Source organism: Streptomyces sp. DH41 (genome assembly GCF_029813785.1).
Taxonomy (GTDB): Bacteria; Actinomycetota; Actinomycetes; order Streptomycetales; family Streptomycetaceae; genus Streptomyces.
Genome location: NZ_JARVKY010000018.1, coordinates 100351 through 116691 on the forward strand (window position 1 = coordinate 100351; position 16341 = coordinate 116691).

Sequence of the window (16341 nt, forward strand, 5' to 3'; positions counted from 1 at the left end):
ACGGCAGATAGGCTGAACGCATGACGCGAGCCGAGCAGCCAACGGCCACTCACCCCGCCCCGGACGACGCCCTGGTCGCGGACTCCCGCGAGCGCGCCGTCCGCGCCCTGCTGCGCCGCCCGCAGTTGAGGCGGTTGTGGAGCGCACAGCTCGTAGGGGGTGTCGGCGACATCCTCGCCCTCCTGGTGCTGGTCCTCCTCGCCGTCCAGGCCGCGATCGGCGCGGGCTCTTTCGGCGGGGGCTACCGGGGCGTGGCGTTCGCAGTGGCGACCGTTTTCGGCGTGCGCATCCTGGCGACGCTGCTCTTCGGCGCGGTCCTGCTCGGACCCCTCACCTCACTCACCTCACCGGACGGTCCGCTCGACCGGCGCTGGACCATGGTCGGCGCCGACGGACTGCGGGCCGCGCTGCTGATCGTCGCTCCGCTGTGGATCGACTGGACGCCGGACGACGCGCTCGCCGTCCTCCTGGTGACCGCCTTCGTCACCGGCGTCGCCGAGCGCTTCTGGACGGTGTGCCGGGAGAGCGCGGCCCCCGCGCTGCTGCCCGCGCCGCCGCTGGAGGGCGCGACGGTACGACCGCTGCCGGACCACATGGACGCGCTGCGCCGCCTGTCACTGCGTACGGGCTTCGTGGCGATCCCCCTCGCCGGCGCCGTGCTGGTCGTCGCGGGACTGCTGAACAACCTGCTGGGCGCCGGCATCGACTGGTTCGCCGAGCACCAGGCGGCGCTCGGCTCCTACGTCGCCGCCGGGCTGTTCGCCGCGTCCCTGTCCGTGGTGTCCTTCCTGGAGCTGCCCGGCGTCCGCACCCCGCGCGCGCGGTCGCCGCTGGAGGGCATGCGCCGCCCCAAGAGCGGCACCGGCGTCGACAAGGGCCGCACCGGAGTCCTTCCCCTGCTGGTGCTCGCCTGTGCGGCGGTCGCCGCCGTGGTGTCCGCCGTGGTCGCCGTGGCGGTGCTGCACGCCAAGGACCTGGGTGGCGGCCCCGTGCTGTACGGGCTGATGGTGGGCGCGCTGACCGGCGGTGTCGTCGTCGGTATCCGTACGGCCCCCGCCCTGCTGCCGTCCCTGTCGCGCCGGCGGCTGCTGGCCCTGGCGATCGCCGTCGTCGGCGTCGCCCTGCTGGCCGCCGGGCTCGTACCGGACGACACCACCGTGCTGCTGCTCCTCACGCTGGCCGGCGTCGGCGCGGGCGTGACCGCCAACACCGGGCACGCGCTGCTCGACCAGGAGACCGAGGAACACCGCCGGGCGCGGACGACGGAGCACCTGCACGCGGTCGTCCGCGTGTACGTGGCGCTCGGCGCGGTCGTCGCGCCCGTGATGGCGGCGTCGATCGGACCGCACCGGCTGGAGAACGGCAGGTTCGTCTTCGCGCACGGTGGCGCCGCGTTCATCCTGATGCTGGTCGGCGCGCTGCTGCTGCCGGTGGCCGCGCTGGTGCTGGCCAAGGTCGACGACCGCTCCGGAGTCCCTCTGCGGCACGATCTGCGGGACGCGCTGCTCGGCGGCGACGACCCGGTGCCGACGCCCGTGTCGAACGGTTTCTTCATCGCCCTGGAGGGCGGCGACGGCGCGGGGAAGTCCACCCAGGCCGAGGCCCTCGCCGAGTGGATCAGGGGCAAGGGCCACGAGGTCGTGCTGACGCGCGAGCCGGGGGCGACACCGGTGGGCAAGCGCCTGCGGTCGATCCTGCTGGACGTGTCGAGTGCCGGTCTGTCGCACCGCGCGGAGGCGCTGCTGTACGCCGCCGACCGCGCGGAGCACGTCGACACCGTGGTCCGGCCGGCGCTGGAGCGGGGCGCCGTGGTCATCTCCGACCGGTACATCGACTCCTCGGTGGCCTACCAGGGCGCCGGCCGTGATCTGTCGCCGACCGAGATCGCCCGCATCAACCGCTGGGCGACCGACGGGCTCGTACCGCATCTGACCGTCCTGCTGGACGTCCCGCCGGAGACCGCGCGCGAGCGGTTCACCGAGGCGCCCGACCGGCTCGAGTCGGAGCCCGCCGAGTTCCACGCGCGCGTGCGCTCCGGTTTCCTGACCCTTGCCGCGGCCGACCCCGGGCGTTACCTCGTCGTGGACGCGGGCCAGGAGCCCGAGGCCGTCACCACCGTCGTACGCCACCGGCTCGACCAGGTGCTGCCGCTGTCCGAGGCCGAGATCAAGGCCCAGGAGGAGGCGCGCCGCAAGGCCGAGGAGGAGGCGCGCCGCAAGGCCGAGGAGGAGGCCGCGCGCAAGGCCGAGGAGGAGCGCCTGGAGCGCGAGCGCCTCGAACAGCTCGAGCGGCTGCGCGCCGAGGAGGAGGAGCGCAAGCGGCGCGAGCTGGAGGAGGCGCAGCGGCGCGAGGCCGAACGGCAGGCGGAGGAGGCCCGGCAGCGGGCCGAGGAGGCCCGCCGGAAGGCCGAGGAGGAGCGGGCACGGCTCCTGGCGGAGGAGAAGGCGCGCGCCGAGGAGGAGGCCCGGCTGCGGGCCGAGGAGGAGCGACGCCGCAAGCAGGCCGAGGAGGAGGAGCGGCTGCGGGCCGAGGCCGAGGCCCGTCGCCTGGAGAAGCAGCGCAAGGCCGAGGAGGCCCTGATGCGGGCCGAGGAGGCCCGCCGGGCGGCGGAGCAGGCGGCGGCAGCGGCCGCGGCGGGCCCGAAGCCGACGGCACCTCCCGCGGCGGACGCGCCCCGTCCGGTGCCGCCCGCTCCGGCCGCCTCGCACCCCTCGGACGCGATGACCGTGCCGACGCCGGTCGTGACCCCGACGAACGCCTCGGGCGGGCCGGTGGAGGACACGGCGGTACTGCGGCCGGTGCGGGACTCGGCCGACTCCCGTGACGACCGGGGTGGCGCCGAGGACGACGCCCGGGGCGGGCGCGGCGACGACGGCCGGGCACCCGGGGCACCGGGAGCCTCCGGACGCGACTTCGGACATGAGCCCGAGCCCGAATTCGAGCCCGAGTCCGAGTCCGAGGTGACGACCGAGCTGCCCATGCCGCCGGTGCCGCCCGGTGCGGCGGACGAGACGGCGGTGCTGCCCGCGGTGGAGCCCCGGGCCGCCGACGAGACGGCGGTCCTGCCCCCCGTACGCGAGGACGACCCCGCCGACCGGGTGCCGCCCGGTTACTTCCGCGAGGACGGACCGGCCACTCGTACCGACCGGTCCGGGGAACCCCAGGACCGCACGCGCGAGCTGCCGCGGATCGACCCGGACCAGGCACCGCCCCGCAGGCCGCGCCCGGACTGGGCCGAGGAGACACCGCTGGACGACCTGCCGACGCTCGCTGACGAGCTGCTCGGCCCGCGCGACGGCGAGCGTGACGGAGGCGGCCGGAGCGGCATCCGGCGTGACAGGCGGGGCGACGGCCGCGGCGACGGTCGTGGTGATGGTCGTGGTGACGACGAAGGCCGCCGGGGGAAGGGCCGGGGCCGGCGCTGACCGGCCGGGCCGCCCACCCGGGCCCAGGTGTCCCACGGGGCCCGGGCCCGATGTCCGCCGGGCCCACGGGGCGGCCCGGGGCCCGTTGTCAGTGCCGCCCCGCACAATGGAGGACGCGGCGCGGAGCAGTGTGGCGGAGTGTGACGGAAGGACGGTGTGACCCATGACCGTGTGGGACGACCTCGTCGGGCAGGAGAAGGTGAGCGAGCAGCTCGCCGCCGCTGCCCGGGACGCCGACGCCTTCGTCACCGCCGCCGCGGCCGACGGCCCGCTCCCCGAGACGTCGAGCATGACCCACGCCTGGCTGTTCACCGGCCCGCCCGGCGCGGGAGTGACGCAGACGGCGCGGGCCTTCGCCGCCGCGCTGCAGTGCGTGAGCCCCGACCGTGCCCTCGGCGGCGTCCCCGGCTGCGGCTTCTGCGACGGATGCCACACGGCGCTCATCGGCACTCACGCGGACGTCAGCACGGTGGTCGCCGTGGGCGCGCAGATCCTCGTGGACGACATGCGCGACACGGTCCGCAAGTCGTTCACCTCACCCGCGAACGGCCGCTGGCAGATCATCCTCGTCGAGGACGCCGAGCGGCTGAACGAGAAGTCCGCCAACGCCGTCCTCAAGGCCGTCGAGGAGCCCGCCCCGCGTACGGTCTGGCTGCTGTGCGCCCCGTCCGTCGAGGACGTCCTGCCCACGATCCGCTCCCGCTGCCGCCACCTGAACCTGCGCACGCCGTCGGTCGGTGCCGTCGCCGACATGCTCGTCCGGCGCGAGGGCATCGAGCCGGACGTCGCCGCCGGCGTGGCCCGGGCCACCCAGGGTCACGTCGACCGTGCCCGCCGCCTGGCCACCGACCCGGCCGCCCGCGAGCGCCGGGTCGCCGTGCTGAAACTGCCGCTGCGCGTCGAGGACGTCGGCAGCGCCCTCAAGGCCGCCCAGGAACTGGTCGACGCCGCGGCGGAGGACGCCAAGCAGCTCGCCGAGGAGATGGACAGCAAGGAGACCGAGGAACTGAAGGCCGCCCTGGGCGCGGCCCAGGGCGGCCGGCTGCCGCGCGGCACGGCAGGCGTGATCAAGGAACTCGAGGACAACCAGAAGCGTCGCAGCAGACGCACCCAACGCAACAGCCTCAACCTCGCGCTGACCGACCTCACCGCCTTCTACCGCGATGTCCTGGCCCTCCAGCTCGGGTCCCGCGTGGCGATCGCCAACGCCGACGCGGAGGACGCCCTGGAGCGTCTCGCCCGCGCCGGCACACCGGAGTCCACCCTGCGCCGTATCGAGGCCATCGCGGCCTGCGGGGAGGCCCTCGACCGCAATGTGCCGCCGCTGCTCGCGGTGGAGGCGATGACGATGGCGCTGAGAGAGGGCTGACCCGCCCGGGCGCCGGCGTCCGCGTCCGCGGTTGACGACGTAACTCTTACGAGGCACGCAGAGCACGCACTGCGACGATGTTGTCGCCGAGAGTTACGCTCGCTCAATGCACACAAGGCGCACCCACCGCAGGACCCGCATCGGCAGGACCCGTACCGGAGCCACGCTGCTGGCCGCCGCGCTGCTCGCCACCGCCTGCTCGGCCGGGGGCGCGTCGACGTCCGCCGGTTCGGCGGCGGAGGCGGCCGGCTCGACGGAGGCGGCGAAGGCGACCCTGGCCGCGCTGCCGCAAGCCACGCCCTCCGCGCTGACGCCGTATTACGAGCAGAAGCTGAGCTGGCGCGACTGCGGCGTCCCCGGCTTCCAGTGCGCCACCATGAAGGCCCCGCTCGACTACGCGAAGCCGGCCGAGGGAGACGTCCGGCTCGCCGTGGCCCGCAAGAAGGCCACCGGCCCGGGCAAGAGGCTCGGCTCGCTGCTGGTGAACCCGGGCGGACCGGGCGGTTCGGCGATCGGCTACCTCCAGCAGTACGCCGGCATCGGCTACCCGAAGGAGGTCCGCGCCCAGTACGACATGGTGGCGGTCGATCCGCGGGGCGTGGCCCGCAGCGAGCCCGTCGAGTGCCTCGACGGACGCGAGATGGACGCGTACACGCGCACGGACGTCACCCCGGACGACGAGGGGGAGGCGGCCGAGCTGGTCGACGCGTACAAGGGGTTCGCGGAGGGCTGCGGAGCGGACGCGCCGAAGCTGCTGCGGCACGTGTCGACCGTCGAGGCGGCCCGGGACATGGACGTACTGCGGGCGGTGCTGGGCGACGAGAAGCTGAACTACGTCGGAGCCTCGTACGGCACCTTCCTCGGCGCGACGTACGCCGGCCTGTTCCCCGACCGGGCGGGCCGCCTGGTCCTGGACGGAGCGATGGACCCGTCCCTGCCCGCGCGCCGGCTGAACCTGGAGCAGACGGCGGGCTTCGAGACGGCGTTCCAGTCCTTCGCCAAGGACTGTGTGCGGCAGCCCGACTGCCCCCTCGGCGGTAAGGGAACCACCCCCGAACGGGCCGGCAAGAACCTCAAGGCCTTCTTCGACGACCTGGACGCGGGGCCCGTCCCCACCGGTGACGCCGACGGCCGCGAGCTCACCGAATCCCTCGCCACCACCGGCGTGATCGCGGCGATGTACGACGAGGCCGCCTGGCCGCAGCTGCGTGAGTCCCTGACCTCGGCGATGAAGGAGAACGACGGCGCCGGCCTGCTGGTCCTGTCCGACAGCTACTACGAGCGCGAGGCCGACGGCGGCTACAGCAACCTGATGTTCGCCAACGCCGCCGTGAACTGCCTCGACCTCCCCGCGGCCTTCTCCTCGCCGGACGAGGTGCGCGATGCCCTCCCCGACTTCGAGAAGGCGTCCCCGGTCTTCGGCGAGGGCCTCGCCTGGTCCTCCCTGAACTGCGCGTACTGGCCGGTGAAGCCCACGGGCGAGCCGCACCGCATCGAGGCGGCCGGCGCCACTCCGATCGTCGTGGTCGGCACCACCCGCGACCCGGCCACCCCGTACCGCTGGGCCGAGGCCCTGGCCGGCCAGCTCTCCTCCGGCCGCCTCCTCACCTACGAGGGCGACGGCCACACCGCCTACGGCCGCGGCAGCGCCTGCGTCGACTCCGCGATCAACGCGTACCTGCTGCGCGGCACTCCGCCGGAAGACGGCAAACGCTGCTCGTAGCCGACCCGGGACCGCCCCGGGCCGCCCCGGAACCCCGGCCTCCGGGGCGGTTACGAAGCACCCCGGGAAACTGTGTAGACTTACCGACGTTGCTGATCGCACCATAGGTCCGCAGCGCGCCGCCTTAGCTCAGATGGCCAGAGCAACGCACTCGTAATGCGTAGGTCTCGGGTTCGAATCCCGAAGGCGGCTCAACGGTGAACCCCAGGTCAGGCTTCTGACCTGGGGTTTCCTGTTGGGGATGACCTTGGGATCCTGCCAAATCGGGTACCGCTCGTCTGTGCATGTAATGCGCAGGTCTCAGGTTTGTTTTCGCTGGCGCCTGTGAGCTCCGGCAAGGTTCTGACCTGCTGTTCTGGTGCAGTTCAGCCCTTCGGTCGCGCGAAGTCACTTGCTCCGGTGGACAGCCGGTGGACACGCGTGCTTGACGCTGCGTTCGGGGAACGCTTTCCGAGGGGATGGGAGGCTCCGGGGGCCTGCGGTGGGGCAGCTGGCCGGAGTCCTTCTCGCGCTGGCCCGAGATTTGGAAGAACCCCCGAGTAACAGTTGCCTGTCGCTGTTCAATCGCCAAGGCAGGGATGAGGAGTCGCTGCCGCTGACCAGGTCGGCGATCTCTCCTTCACCTCGCCCGCGCGGGGATCAGGCGTCGGCGGTGGATGTAGGGAGTGGTGTGGCGGAGAAGACTGAGTCCGGGTCGACTGCGGACTTCACGGCGAGCAGGCGTTCGGTGTTCGGCCCGTAGCAGTTCGCTACCTGGTCGGGGGTCTCCGGCCCCAGGAAGTTCACGTAGCCACCCGGCAGTGAGAACGGTTCCAGGGCTGCGTGAGTCTCTTCCAGCCAGCGCAGGCGCGAGGACCTGTCTTCGCCACCGTCTGTGTGGTCCTTGTTCTCGCCGTTCTCCCACATGGAGATCAGCTCGACCATGAGGTGTGGTTCGCGTCGGCCGAAAGCCATGGAACCGAGTGGTGGGCGGGTGGCCGCACCGTGGAACTGGTGCCACACGATCGCGGAGAACGGTGAGGTGAACTCCCGGGCGGCCCGGTCCAGGACGGTTGCGATGGAGCCCGTTACGCTCCGGACGGTCCGTGTGCGGATCGCGCCCGTGCGTCCCGGGGGGAACATGGCGTCCGTCGCTGCCAGCGTTGCGGAACGGGCGACCGGTCCGATCTCGGCGAGCACGTGTGTACCGAGTCCGGCCAGGGTGCGTACCGGCCCGTTCTGGGCGTTGCCCGCCTCAAGGTTCCCCGACCAGGTCGGCGCGACGTACACCGTCGGCTTGCCATCCGGGCCGGGAAGGAACCCCACGTCTACCGTCAGTTCGTCGGGACTGTCCTGAAGGATCCCGCCGAGGTCGGCCAGTATGCCGGCGCTCTGGTCGATCGGGTACAGGATGGTTCCCGAGATGACGGTCGGTACGGGGTGCAGGCGGATCCGTGCCGAGGTCACGACGCCGAAGTTGCCGCCGCCGCCGCGCAACGCCCAGAAGAGGTCCGGGTGGTGTTCGGCGTCGGTGTTCACTCGTGAGCCGTCGGCCAGGACGACCTCGGCGCTGAGCAGGTTGTCGGCTGCGAGCCCGAATTGGCCCAGGAGGGGACCGTAGCCGCCGCCGAGCGTGAGGCCGACCATGCCGACGGAGCCCGCCGTTCCGGTGACGGCGGTCAGGCCCGCCCGCTCGGCGGCTGAGACCACGTCCGAAGAGAGAGCCCCGCCGCCGACCGTCGCGTAACCGTGGTTGACGTCGACCTGCACGTCTCTCATGTCGGTCAGATCGAGAACCAGCCCACCAGGACGGAACGCCCGGCCCCAGAAGTCGTGACCCCCGCCACGCACGGAGATTGGCACTCCATGGTTGCGAGAAGCGCGTACTCCCGCCTGCACGTCAGCGGTGCTCGCGCACCGCACGACGACCGCAGGGCGGACATCGACCGCTGCGTTGAACAGCGCCACGGCTCGCGTGTACTCCGGTCCGCTGGTGAGCACACGGTCCGCAGGAATACGGGACCGCAGCTCGGCCAGGAAGGCGGTATCGACTGTTTCGTGGGCGTCGGTACGGGACTGCATGGTCACTCCTGTGTGTCGCTCATCGGGTGCGGCTGTCGAGGGCGTGGTGTGGATGTGGTGGCCGGGTCGGTTCGGTGGCGCTCTGCCCGTTCGGCGAGGGCGTCCCGGGCGTTTCGAACCGCCGGATGGCCGACGGTGTGTCTGGGACGGTGCTCGGTGCCCTGCACGCGTCAGGAGGAGGGCGCGCCGGGTTCGGTGCACTGCTGGGCGAGGACGGCGACCATGTCGGGCAGCAGAACGGCCATGGGGTCGTGGGTCAGCTCCGTCATGCGTAGGCGCCCCTCGCAGGTGGCGACACCCAGGACGTGTTCACCGGCCAGTTGGGTGGTCTGCGCCGGTCCCCACAGAGCGGTGAGACGGGCGTGGCCGTGTGCAGGCGCCTCGACCACTCCGAGATTGGTGATCTGGATGTCGGCGGCGGTGACCAGGGTCATCATCGCCTCGGCCTCCTCGGGGGTGGTCGGCGGCTGATGGGCCAGCGCCTGCGAACCGGCCTTGAGCAACCCGGGTGTCCGCTCGTGTTCCAGAGCCTGGTGATGATGCTGGGCCAGCTTCCAGAAATCTTCGGCCTGGGGTGCCTCGCTGACTGTCCGCGCTCCGGCGAAGCGATTGGCGACGGCGTCGGGCAGACCCGCGGCACGGCGCAGGTTGACCGGGCTCAGCACCCTCACCCGGGTGCGGCCCGCGCGGTGGAAGACCGTCCCGGCGGCGGCGCACAGCGCGGCGTGCACGGACACGCCCTCCGCGCGGCAGCGGGCCAGGAGGCGTGCGGTCAGGCCGCGTTGCAGGGCCAAGGCGGAGACGTGCGGCGCCCGTCCCGAGAACTGAGTCAGCTCGCCGGGCGGGTTCATCAGCTCGTCCTGGGGCGGCCCTACGGGAGGCGTCGCCGCGTCGAGGGCCTGCAGGAGGGCCTCTTGGGAGGGCGGCACATCCCTCCCCCGGGTCGGCCGGCCGCCGTCCTCGTCGCCGTCGAGGGCGGCGACGAGATCCGCCACCACCCGCATGCCGCCGGTGCCGTCGGTGATCTGGTGGGCGAAGGTCAGCACGATGATGCTGCCGGTCTCCGCGGGAATAAGGATGGTCCGCATGAGCGGGCCGGGCTCCGGCGCGATGGGGCGCCTCTGCTCACCAGCGACGACCGCCTGCCAGGGCGTTCCCTCGGTGGCTGTCTCGATCCTGATCGGGCCCTCTGCCCAGCGGTACCGGGCCTGGGGGGCTCGGCGGTCGACCGAGACGCGGAGCAGCGGGTGTTGTGCCTGCACCTTCTTCAGCGCCCGTGCCAGCGTCCGCTCACAGACCGTACGGTCGATCTCGGCGACCAGGGAGAACTGGACAGGGTTTCGGTGCATGTAGAGATCGATGGTCCGCTCGAAGGCTCCGAGTTCCCGCACCGTCTCTGTTTGCGTGTGGCTGATCGACATGAGGTTCCTTCCGCGCTGAGGTGATGTGACTGCTCGCTACATGGAGGCATCCTGACGAGGAGGGAGTTCGGCCTCGTGCTGAGCGACGGCCGGGACGGGTCGGCTGTCCACCAGACGCTTGGACGTCGCACGGAAGGCCCAGGCGACGACCAGTGCGGCGACCACGGTGAGGGGGGTGCCCATGGCGATCTTCGCGAAGGCGAGCCAGCCGGTGGCGTCATGCGCGTAGAGCCACTGCTTCACTACGAACCGGGCGCCGAGGACGCTCGCCGCTGCGAGCGTGGCTATGTCGTGTGCCCGCAGAACCTGACGGTCCGCACGCCAGGCGTGCGCGCCACCGTGCAGGAGGTTCCACGCCACACCGGTCAGTGGGCGGCGAAGGAGGACCGAACCGAAGGTGGCGAGGAATCCTGCGAAGGCCACCCAGATGCCCAGCAGGAAGAAGTCCTTGGCGGAACCGGTGAGCGCGACGATGCCTGCCGCGACCAGAACACCGGTCAGGCTGCCCGAAGCGGCGAGAAGACGTTCCCCACGCACCAGCCGGGCCACGGTGAACACCGCACCGGTTGCCACCGCCGCGACCACGGCTGCCTTCGTCGACAGCAAGGCGAGTGCGATCACGAACCCCACGACCGGGACGGTCGAGTAGACGAAGCCCGCGATGCCGCCCATGGAATCGAGCATGGGCGAACCCGGGGCGGGGGGCGGCGCGCTTGTGTTGCCCCGGTCGTGAGTTGGGGAGGGGGCGTGCTCGCCTTCGAGTTGGGTCATCGATCACTCCTGGTCACGGGCTGCGGTTGCAGAGTCTCTCGGGGATTTCTCGTTGCGGTCGTGGCGGTTCAGGCGCTCCAGCCGCCCCCCACGGCCCGGCTCGCGAGATAGGAGTCGCGCAGTGCCTTGCGCAGTCCGGGGACGAACGCGTCGAACCGCGCCGCTTGCGCCTTCAGGGCGGACTTGTGGGTGCGGCGGTCCTCCTTGCTCCACACCGAGGTGAGCTCCAGCTCGACCGCCAGGACGGCCATGGCCAGCTCGTCCGTCAGGTCATCGGCGGGAGCGCCGTCGAGCACGATCGCGCGCACTCGGTCCTGCAGGGCGTGCACCAGGTCCGGGTGCACCACGGTGACCCTGTTGGTGGACACGACCGCCACCTTCTTCTGGCGTTCGATGGCGACATCCCCGGAGGCGAGCAACTGGTCGCGGACCGGGGTTTCGGCTGTGTGCGCCTTGTTGTGCAGGAACTTCAGCCAGCCCTTGGGCTTGTCCTCGGGCAGGTCGTACCAGACCGATGCCGCGAACGGATCCTCAGGCGGATTGCCGGAGAGCCGCCGAACCTTTCCCCCGGTCGCGTCCAGCAGACCGTTACGGGCCAGCTCAGTCATCGCCCCGGCCCGCAGCAGCTGGCCGCGCCCCTGAATGTTGTCGAGCTGGAACTTTTCCTTCTTGACGGTGTAGCAGAGCAGATACAGCTTCTGAGCGAAATTCGTGGGCATCAGAACTCTCCTTTGTGCTAGCCGAAGTGGGCAAGAGTTTCTATCGCCGATAAGAGAGTGAAATGCGCGCAGGGGAGAGGCTCATCGGCCGCGCCCTCCCTTCCTCTAATTCCTGTAAAAGGGCAGGCGGAACGAATTGGGTGTTCGCCCACCCATCAGGGATTAACCGCTGGGCCCTCGCCCCTGATTTGCCTTTCAGTGGTTCTCCTACCTCCGGTCCGAGCCGTGAAACTGGTGACGTTACGGCATAGTTCTGTGCGACCTGGAGGATGGACATTTCTGGATCTGCTGCATGGTGCGCACCGAGTCCGCCGTCGTGACAGAGGCGTAACCGGCGTCCGCCTCGCGCCTGGGGCGTCCCGACAGGGCGTGCGGGATGCACAGGACCTCTCGTGCCGGGCTCCCGGCGGGCCCTGGCCGTGCCGCTGGGCCAGTCCCTCAAACCGGGGTGGGCCGGGCGATCGCGGTGTTGCGCAGACTGGAGTCGACGTCGGCGAAAGGTGTGCTGGACGTGCGGTAGCAGCAGTGGGAGAGGCCGCTGGTGCAATAGGAGTCGCCGATGACGGGGCGGTCTCCCCTTGAACTGGCCAGGTGGTGTGCTGTGAGCGGGGTGGCGACGAGGGCAAGGCACGGGTTTTCCTTCTGCCTTGTCTGACCTGCGCCGTCAGAAACCGCGGATTAGATCGTCGAGACCACCTCGGTTGAGAACGCAGGACCTATTCTCTGTCCGCTTTTGCGGTGCGTCAGTTCACCAAGTCGGCGCAGAATCACGCACGGGCGGGATTCTGAAGCGAGGTGCGTGAGGACTGCCCCGCAACTCCCGGTGGATCAAGCGCGTGGCGTCCGGACGCGGCGCATCACAAAGCGAAGGAGCGTCCACATACGGGATGTATGGGGACGCTCCGACAACGTGACGAGGGCCCTTGGCTATCGTCGGGCACCCGGCGGGAAATGCGGGCCAGCCCTTAGCTGTGGCCTTGAACATCAGGCAGCCCGTGCGTAAGTCCTTCCGCTGTTCTGAGGTCGTGCCGTGCGTATGCGTGGGCGGGTGACGGCTGGCTGTGACTCAACGCTTCGCAGGGACAAGGGGGCGGGTGGTTGCGGGTGTGTCCGTCTTGCACACGGTGCCGTCGGCGGGGCGGGTGCCGTGGAGGAGTGCGGCGTCAACTGCCTTATTAACACACGAGTTGATGCCGTAGGAGCCGTGTCCGACTCCTTCACGTGTGAGCAGGACCGCGGCGTCCAGAGTCCGGGTCATGTTCTCGGCCCAGTGGTGGGGAGTGACGGGGTCCAGTCGGCCTGCGACCACCAGTGCCGGGGGCGCACCGGCGGCGGTGAGCGGCTTGGTGACGCGGTCCTTGTTCGGCGCGGGCCAGCGTGCGCAGTTGAGAGCGGAGTAGGCGGCCCGGGTCCCGATCCGCTTCGCCTCGGTAGTGGCCTTGGCGGCTGCGTCCTTGTGTGCGGCGATGCCGGACGGGGTCTTCCAGTCGGCGCAGCGTACCGCGGTGTGGGTTTCGAACATCGCGGTGGGGACGGGGAAGGGGGATACCGTGACGCTGTTCCACAGGGTGTAGAGGGGTGCGCCGTTGCCCTTCTGTGCGGCCAGCAGTGCCGAGGTCAGGAAGGGCCAGGTGTTCTGGTCGCCGGCCAGGGCTCGGGTGGTCTCCAGGGCCATGGCACCGTCGAGTTCGCCGCCCGGGGTGGCGCCCCCCTGGGCGGGTGCGATCTTCAGCGGCTTCGCTTCCAACGTGTCGATGAGTGTGTCGAACGCCGCCTCCGGGTCACCTGCCCCGAACGGGCATACTGCGGCCCCTTCGGTGCGACAGGTCTTGAACCAGGCGTTGAGGGTTCGTTCGCTTGCCACAGCGACGTCGTTCTGGAAGGGGAGGGAGTTGCCGAACCACTGGTTGGTGTCGACGGGCGCGTCGAGCACCATCTGGCGGACTCGGTGAGGGAAGAGGGTGGCGTACATCGGGCCGACCACGGTGCCGTAGGACAAGCCGTAGTACGTGATCTTTTTCTCGCCGAGCGCGGCGCGGACTCGATCGATGTCGCGAGCCACGTTGTCGGTGGAAAGGCTGGCCAGGAACTTCTTGCTCTGGTGCTTGGCGCAGCCGTCGGTGAACGCGGCGGCATCGGCCAGCAGTCGCGGCAGAGGCTTGCCCCCGGGGATCGCCGGGTCGAAGGAGGTGCCGGCGGCGTCGGCTCGCTGCTTGTCGGTCAGGCAGCGAACGGCCTGCGATTGGCCGACGCCGCGCGGGTCCATCGCGATGACGTCGAATCTGGCGAGCACAGCGGGCGAGAAGGCGCCCGGAGTACCGGCTGTCTTGGGCAGGTTACGCAGTGTTTCGGTGGCGGCGACCCCGGGTCCGCCGGGGTTGAAGATCAGGCTGCCGATGCGCTGGGCGGGATCGGTGGCCCGGTGCCGCATGACCGCGAGCGGGATCTGCGCGCCCTCGGGGTCGGTGTATTCCTGCGGCACCTTGATCGTGGCGCATTCCAGGTCCTTCCCACACGTGCTCCAAGTGAGCGGGTCCGGGGAGGGAGCCGGGGCCGACGCGCCCGTTGCGGACGTGCTGCGCAGCCCCGAGGCGCCGGACGAGCATCCCGTCAGGACCATGAGGGCCGCGGCGAACGCGGCCCCGTACTTGGCGGCGGTCCGTGGCCTCGACTGGATCATGATCAGTTTCCTTTCGTCCTACGTGTGCCATGCCCTGCAGCCCGGCTGCGCCGGTCGCGCGAGAGGCCGGCCGAAGAGGGCGTGGTCGCGCCTTCCTCGCTCCGATGAGTCAGCGACCGGCCGCGTCGAGCAGGGAGGAGTACCGCAGGCGGAGAGCGCGCTCCATGCTCGCCAGAACGGCCCCGCCTCCCAGTGCGAGGTTCAGCCAGATCGGTAGGTGTATCGGCGATACGAAGGTTCCGACCCGCTGTGTGACGGGGGGGATGTGAGAGACGGGTTCAGCGAGCTGCAGCAGGTTCAGGCCCACACCGATGACCAGCAGCAACACCGATCCGACGGCGACCGCCCGGCTCAGTCCCGGGTGGCGGGTGCCGAAGCGCGCCCTCCGTCCCTCCGCGGAGGCGGGGTCGGGCGTGAGCTGAGACGGTTGTCCGTCCAAGGGGCGATAGTGGCAGCGCTTGATGCCGTAGCTGCTCATCGCCACCTCGATGACGCCCCCGTCGACCGGGAGGAGCGCGGGCAACTTCGACTCGGCCACATGCCTGCCGTCCAGGAACAGATGCGCCCGGATCCTGCTGTTGTCCAATCGCGCCCAGTGCCGTACGTCGACGGCGTACAGGCGTTCCTGCCCGCCGTCACCGGCAAGCCGTAGCCAGAACAGGGAGCGCACGGGGAGCTGCCACCAGCGGAACCGCTGCAGTTCCCTGCCGTCGCCCGGCTTGAGGCGCCTTGATGCCGCCCACTGCTTCAACGCCATGCTCCGCGCACCCCTTCGCACCTCGGCCGCACCCTTACTAGTACAGCGTGCTAGGGACACGCTAGCACGCCGTACTAGTACGGCGTGCTAGTCGGGTGGGGAAGCGGGGAGAAGTGAAGGAACACCTGCTGCCCGGCGACCCGATCCGGGACCGGACACTGTCGCCCCGCGAACGGCTGCTGAACTGCCTGTGGCAGGTTCTCGCACCGCTCGGCACCAACGAGGACGCGCGAACCGCATGGGGCACGGTCTATCGGAGCTTCATCGAACCCGAACCGACCGAACCGGTACGCACCGCCTACCTCGCCCACGAGCGGGAGGCGGAGCGCCGGTGGCAAGCGGTACTTACGGGACAGTCCTTACGGGCTCGTGCGTGGTTGGCGAGACCTTGATCGTTGAGCACGACCCGTGTGGTGGGGAATCGGACGCGTGCGACAACCATCCGTAGCCCGCGGATCACCGGGCTGACGCCCGACGTGATCGCAGAACTTGTCACCGAGGTCGGCCCGTTGTGGCACGAGCGGCACCAGGCGGTGCTGACGTCTCGCCGTCGCCCGGCGTCACAGGAGGGCGCCGCCGGAGACCTCGATGCGCTGGGCGGTGACCCAGCGCAGTCCCTCGGAGGCCAGCGTGGCGATGGCGTCGCCGATCTCCTCAGGTTCGCCGACGCGGCCGAGCGCGGTCTGTCCGGCCAGAACCTGGCGCATTCCGGCGTCGTCCCGCATCGCTCCGCCGTTGAAGTCGGTGGCGGTCGGCCCCGGGGCGATGGAGTTGACCCGGATGCCGCGAGGTCCGAGTTCTGCGGCGAGGGTGCGGCTCAGAGCTTCGATGGCGGCCTTCGAGGCGGAGTAGACCGAGGTGGCGGGGCTGGTGTGGCGAGTCAGTGACGTCGAGACGTTGATGACCTGGCCGCCCCGGGCCAGCAGCGGCACGAGCGACTGGATGAGGAAGAACGTGCCCCGGACGTTGGTGCCCATCACCGTGTCGAAGTCGTCGATCGTGACGGTCTCCAGCGGTCCGAAGACTCCCAGTCCCGCGTTGTTGACCAGGATGTCGAGCCGCGAAGTACCCCAGCGCTCCAGCTGCGCGCCCAGTTCGGTGGTGAAGGACGCGAAGGAGGGGACGTCGCTGATGTCGAGCCGGAGAGCGGCGGCCGTCCCACCCACGGCTTGCACCTCTTCCACCGTCTTCTCAGCCCCGGCCGCGTCACCGCGGTGGGTGACCACGACCCGCACCCCGCGTGTGGCCAGGGCGATGGCCGCGCTGCGCCCGAGGCCGCGATTCGCACCGGTCACCAAAGCGATCTTGTCGACTGTCATGAACTTCCTCCATCGTGCGACAACGAGGATGCGCCCAGGTGCCACACCTCAGATGCGAGTCACTCGACTCGCCTTACTGCTGCACCGTAAGTGGGG

At 70.7% G+C, this 16341-nt stretch carries 11 protein-coding genes and 1 tRNA gene; 5 read left to right on the forward strand and 7 right to left on the reverse strand.

Annotation, left to right across the window (positions count from 1 at the left end):
* Positions 1–20: 20 nt before the first annotated feature.
* The 4 genes from tmk to QC283_RS26660 all read left to right on the forward strand — a co-directional run bounded on the left by tmk (position 21) and on the right by QC283_RS26660 (position 6709).
* Entirely contained in the window at positions 21–3425 is a 3405-nt protein-coding gene (gene tmk, locus QC283_RS26645; protein ID WP_279564228.1) for a dTMP kinase, read from the forward strand.
* A gap of 163 nt (positions 3426–3588) precedes the next feature.
* The gene (locus QC283_RS26650) at positions 3589–4794 is read left to right on the forward strand and encodes a DNA polymerase III subunit delta' (protein ID WP_279564229.1); all 1206 of its coding nucleotides are present in this window, start codon (positions 3589–3591) and stop codon (positions 4792–4794) included.
* Positions 4795–4900: 106 nt separating this feature from the next.
* A complete protein-coding gene (locus tag QC283_RS26655) occupies positions 4901–6517 on the forward strand; it encodes an alpha/beta hydrolase (protein WP_279564230.1) in 1617 nt (538 codons plus the stop codon).
* Between the two features lie 118 nt (positions 6518–6635).
* A tRNA-Thr gene (locus QC283_RS26660) sits at positions 6636–6709 on the forward strand.
* Positions 6710–7156: 447 nt separating this feature from the next.
* Here the strand turns inward: QC283_RS26660 and QC283_RS26665 are convergent.
* The 6 genes from QC283_RS26665 to QC283_RS26690 all read right to left on the reverse strand — a co-directional run bounded on the left by QC283_RS26665 (position 7157) and on the right by QC283_RS26690 (position 14926).
* Entirely contained in the window at positions 7157–8578 is a 1422-nt protein-coding gene (locus QC283_RS26665; RefSeq protein ID WP_279564231.1) for an FAD-dependent oxidoreductase, read from the reverse strand.
* Positions 8579–8748: 170 nt separating this feature from the next.
* On the reverse strand, positions 8749–9999 hold the full coding sequence (locus tag QC283_RS26670; protein WP_279564232.1) for a phthiocerol/phthiodiolone dimycocerosyl transferase family protein: 1251 nt from the start codon (positions 9997–9999) through the stop codon (positions 8749–8751).
* 36 nt (positions 10000–10035) lie between these two features.
* Entirely contained in the window at positions 10036–10770 is a 735-nt protein-coding gene (locus QC283_RS26675) for a DUF3159 domain-containing protein (RefSeq protein WP_279564233.1), read from the reverse strand.
* 68 nt (positions 10771–10838) lie between these two features.
* Positions 10839–11489, reverse strand: coding sequence for a GOLPH3/VPS74 family protein (locus QC283_RS26680; protein ID WP_279564234.1), 651 nt, complete (start codon positions 11487–11489; stop codon positions 10839–10841).
* 1066 nt (positions 11490–12555) lie between these two features.
* Positions 12556–14169 (reverse strand): alpha/beta hydrolase, encoded by a 1614-nt coding sequence (locus QC283_RS26685; RefSeq protein WP_279564235.1) that lies wholly within the window; start codon positions 14167–14169, stop codon positions 12556–12558.
* Positions 14170–14278: 109 nt separating this feature from the next.
* Complete coding sequence (locus tag QC283_RS26690; protein WP_279564236.1) at positions 14279–14926, reverse strand: hypothetical protein; 648 nt, start codon at positions 14924–14926, stop codon at positions 14279–14281.
* A gap of 113 nt (positions 14927–15039) precedes the next feature.
* Here QC283_RS26690 and QC283_RS26695 point away from each other — a divergent pair, with 113 nt between their 5' ends.
* Positions 15040–15318, forward strand: coding sequence for a hypothetical protein (locus tag QC283_RS26695; protein WP_279564237.1), 279 nt, complete (start codon positions 15040–15042; stop codon positions 15316–15318).
* 168 nt (positions 15319–15486) lie between these two features.
* On the opposite strand, the gene QC283_RS26700 is transcribed toward QC283_RS26695, so the two are convergent.
* Positions 15487–16245 (reverse strand): SDR family NAD(P)-dependent oxidoreductase, encoded by a 759-nt coding sequence (locus QC283_RS26700; protein ID WP_279564238.1) that lies wholly within the window; start codon positions 16243–16245, stop codon positions 15487–15489.
* Positions 16246–16341: the final 96 nt, after the last annotated feature.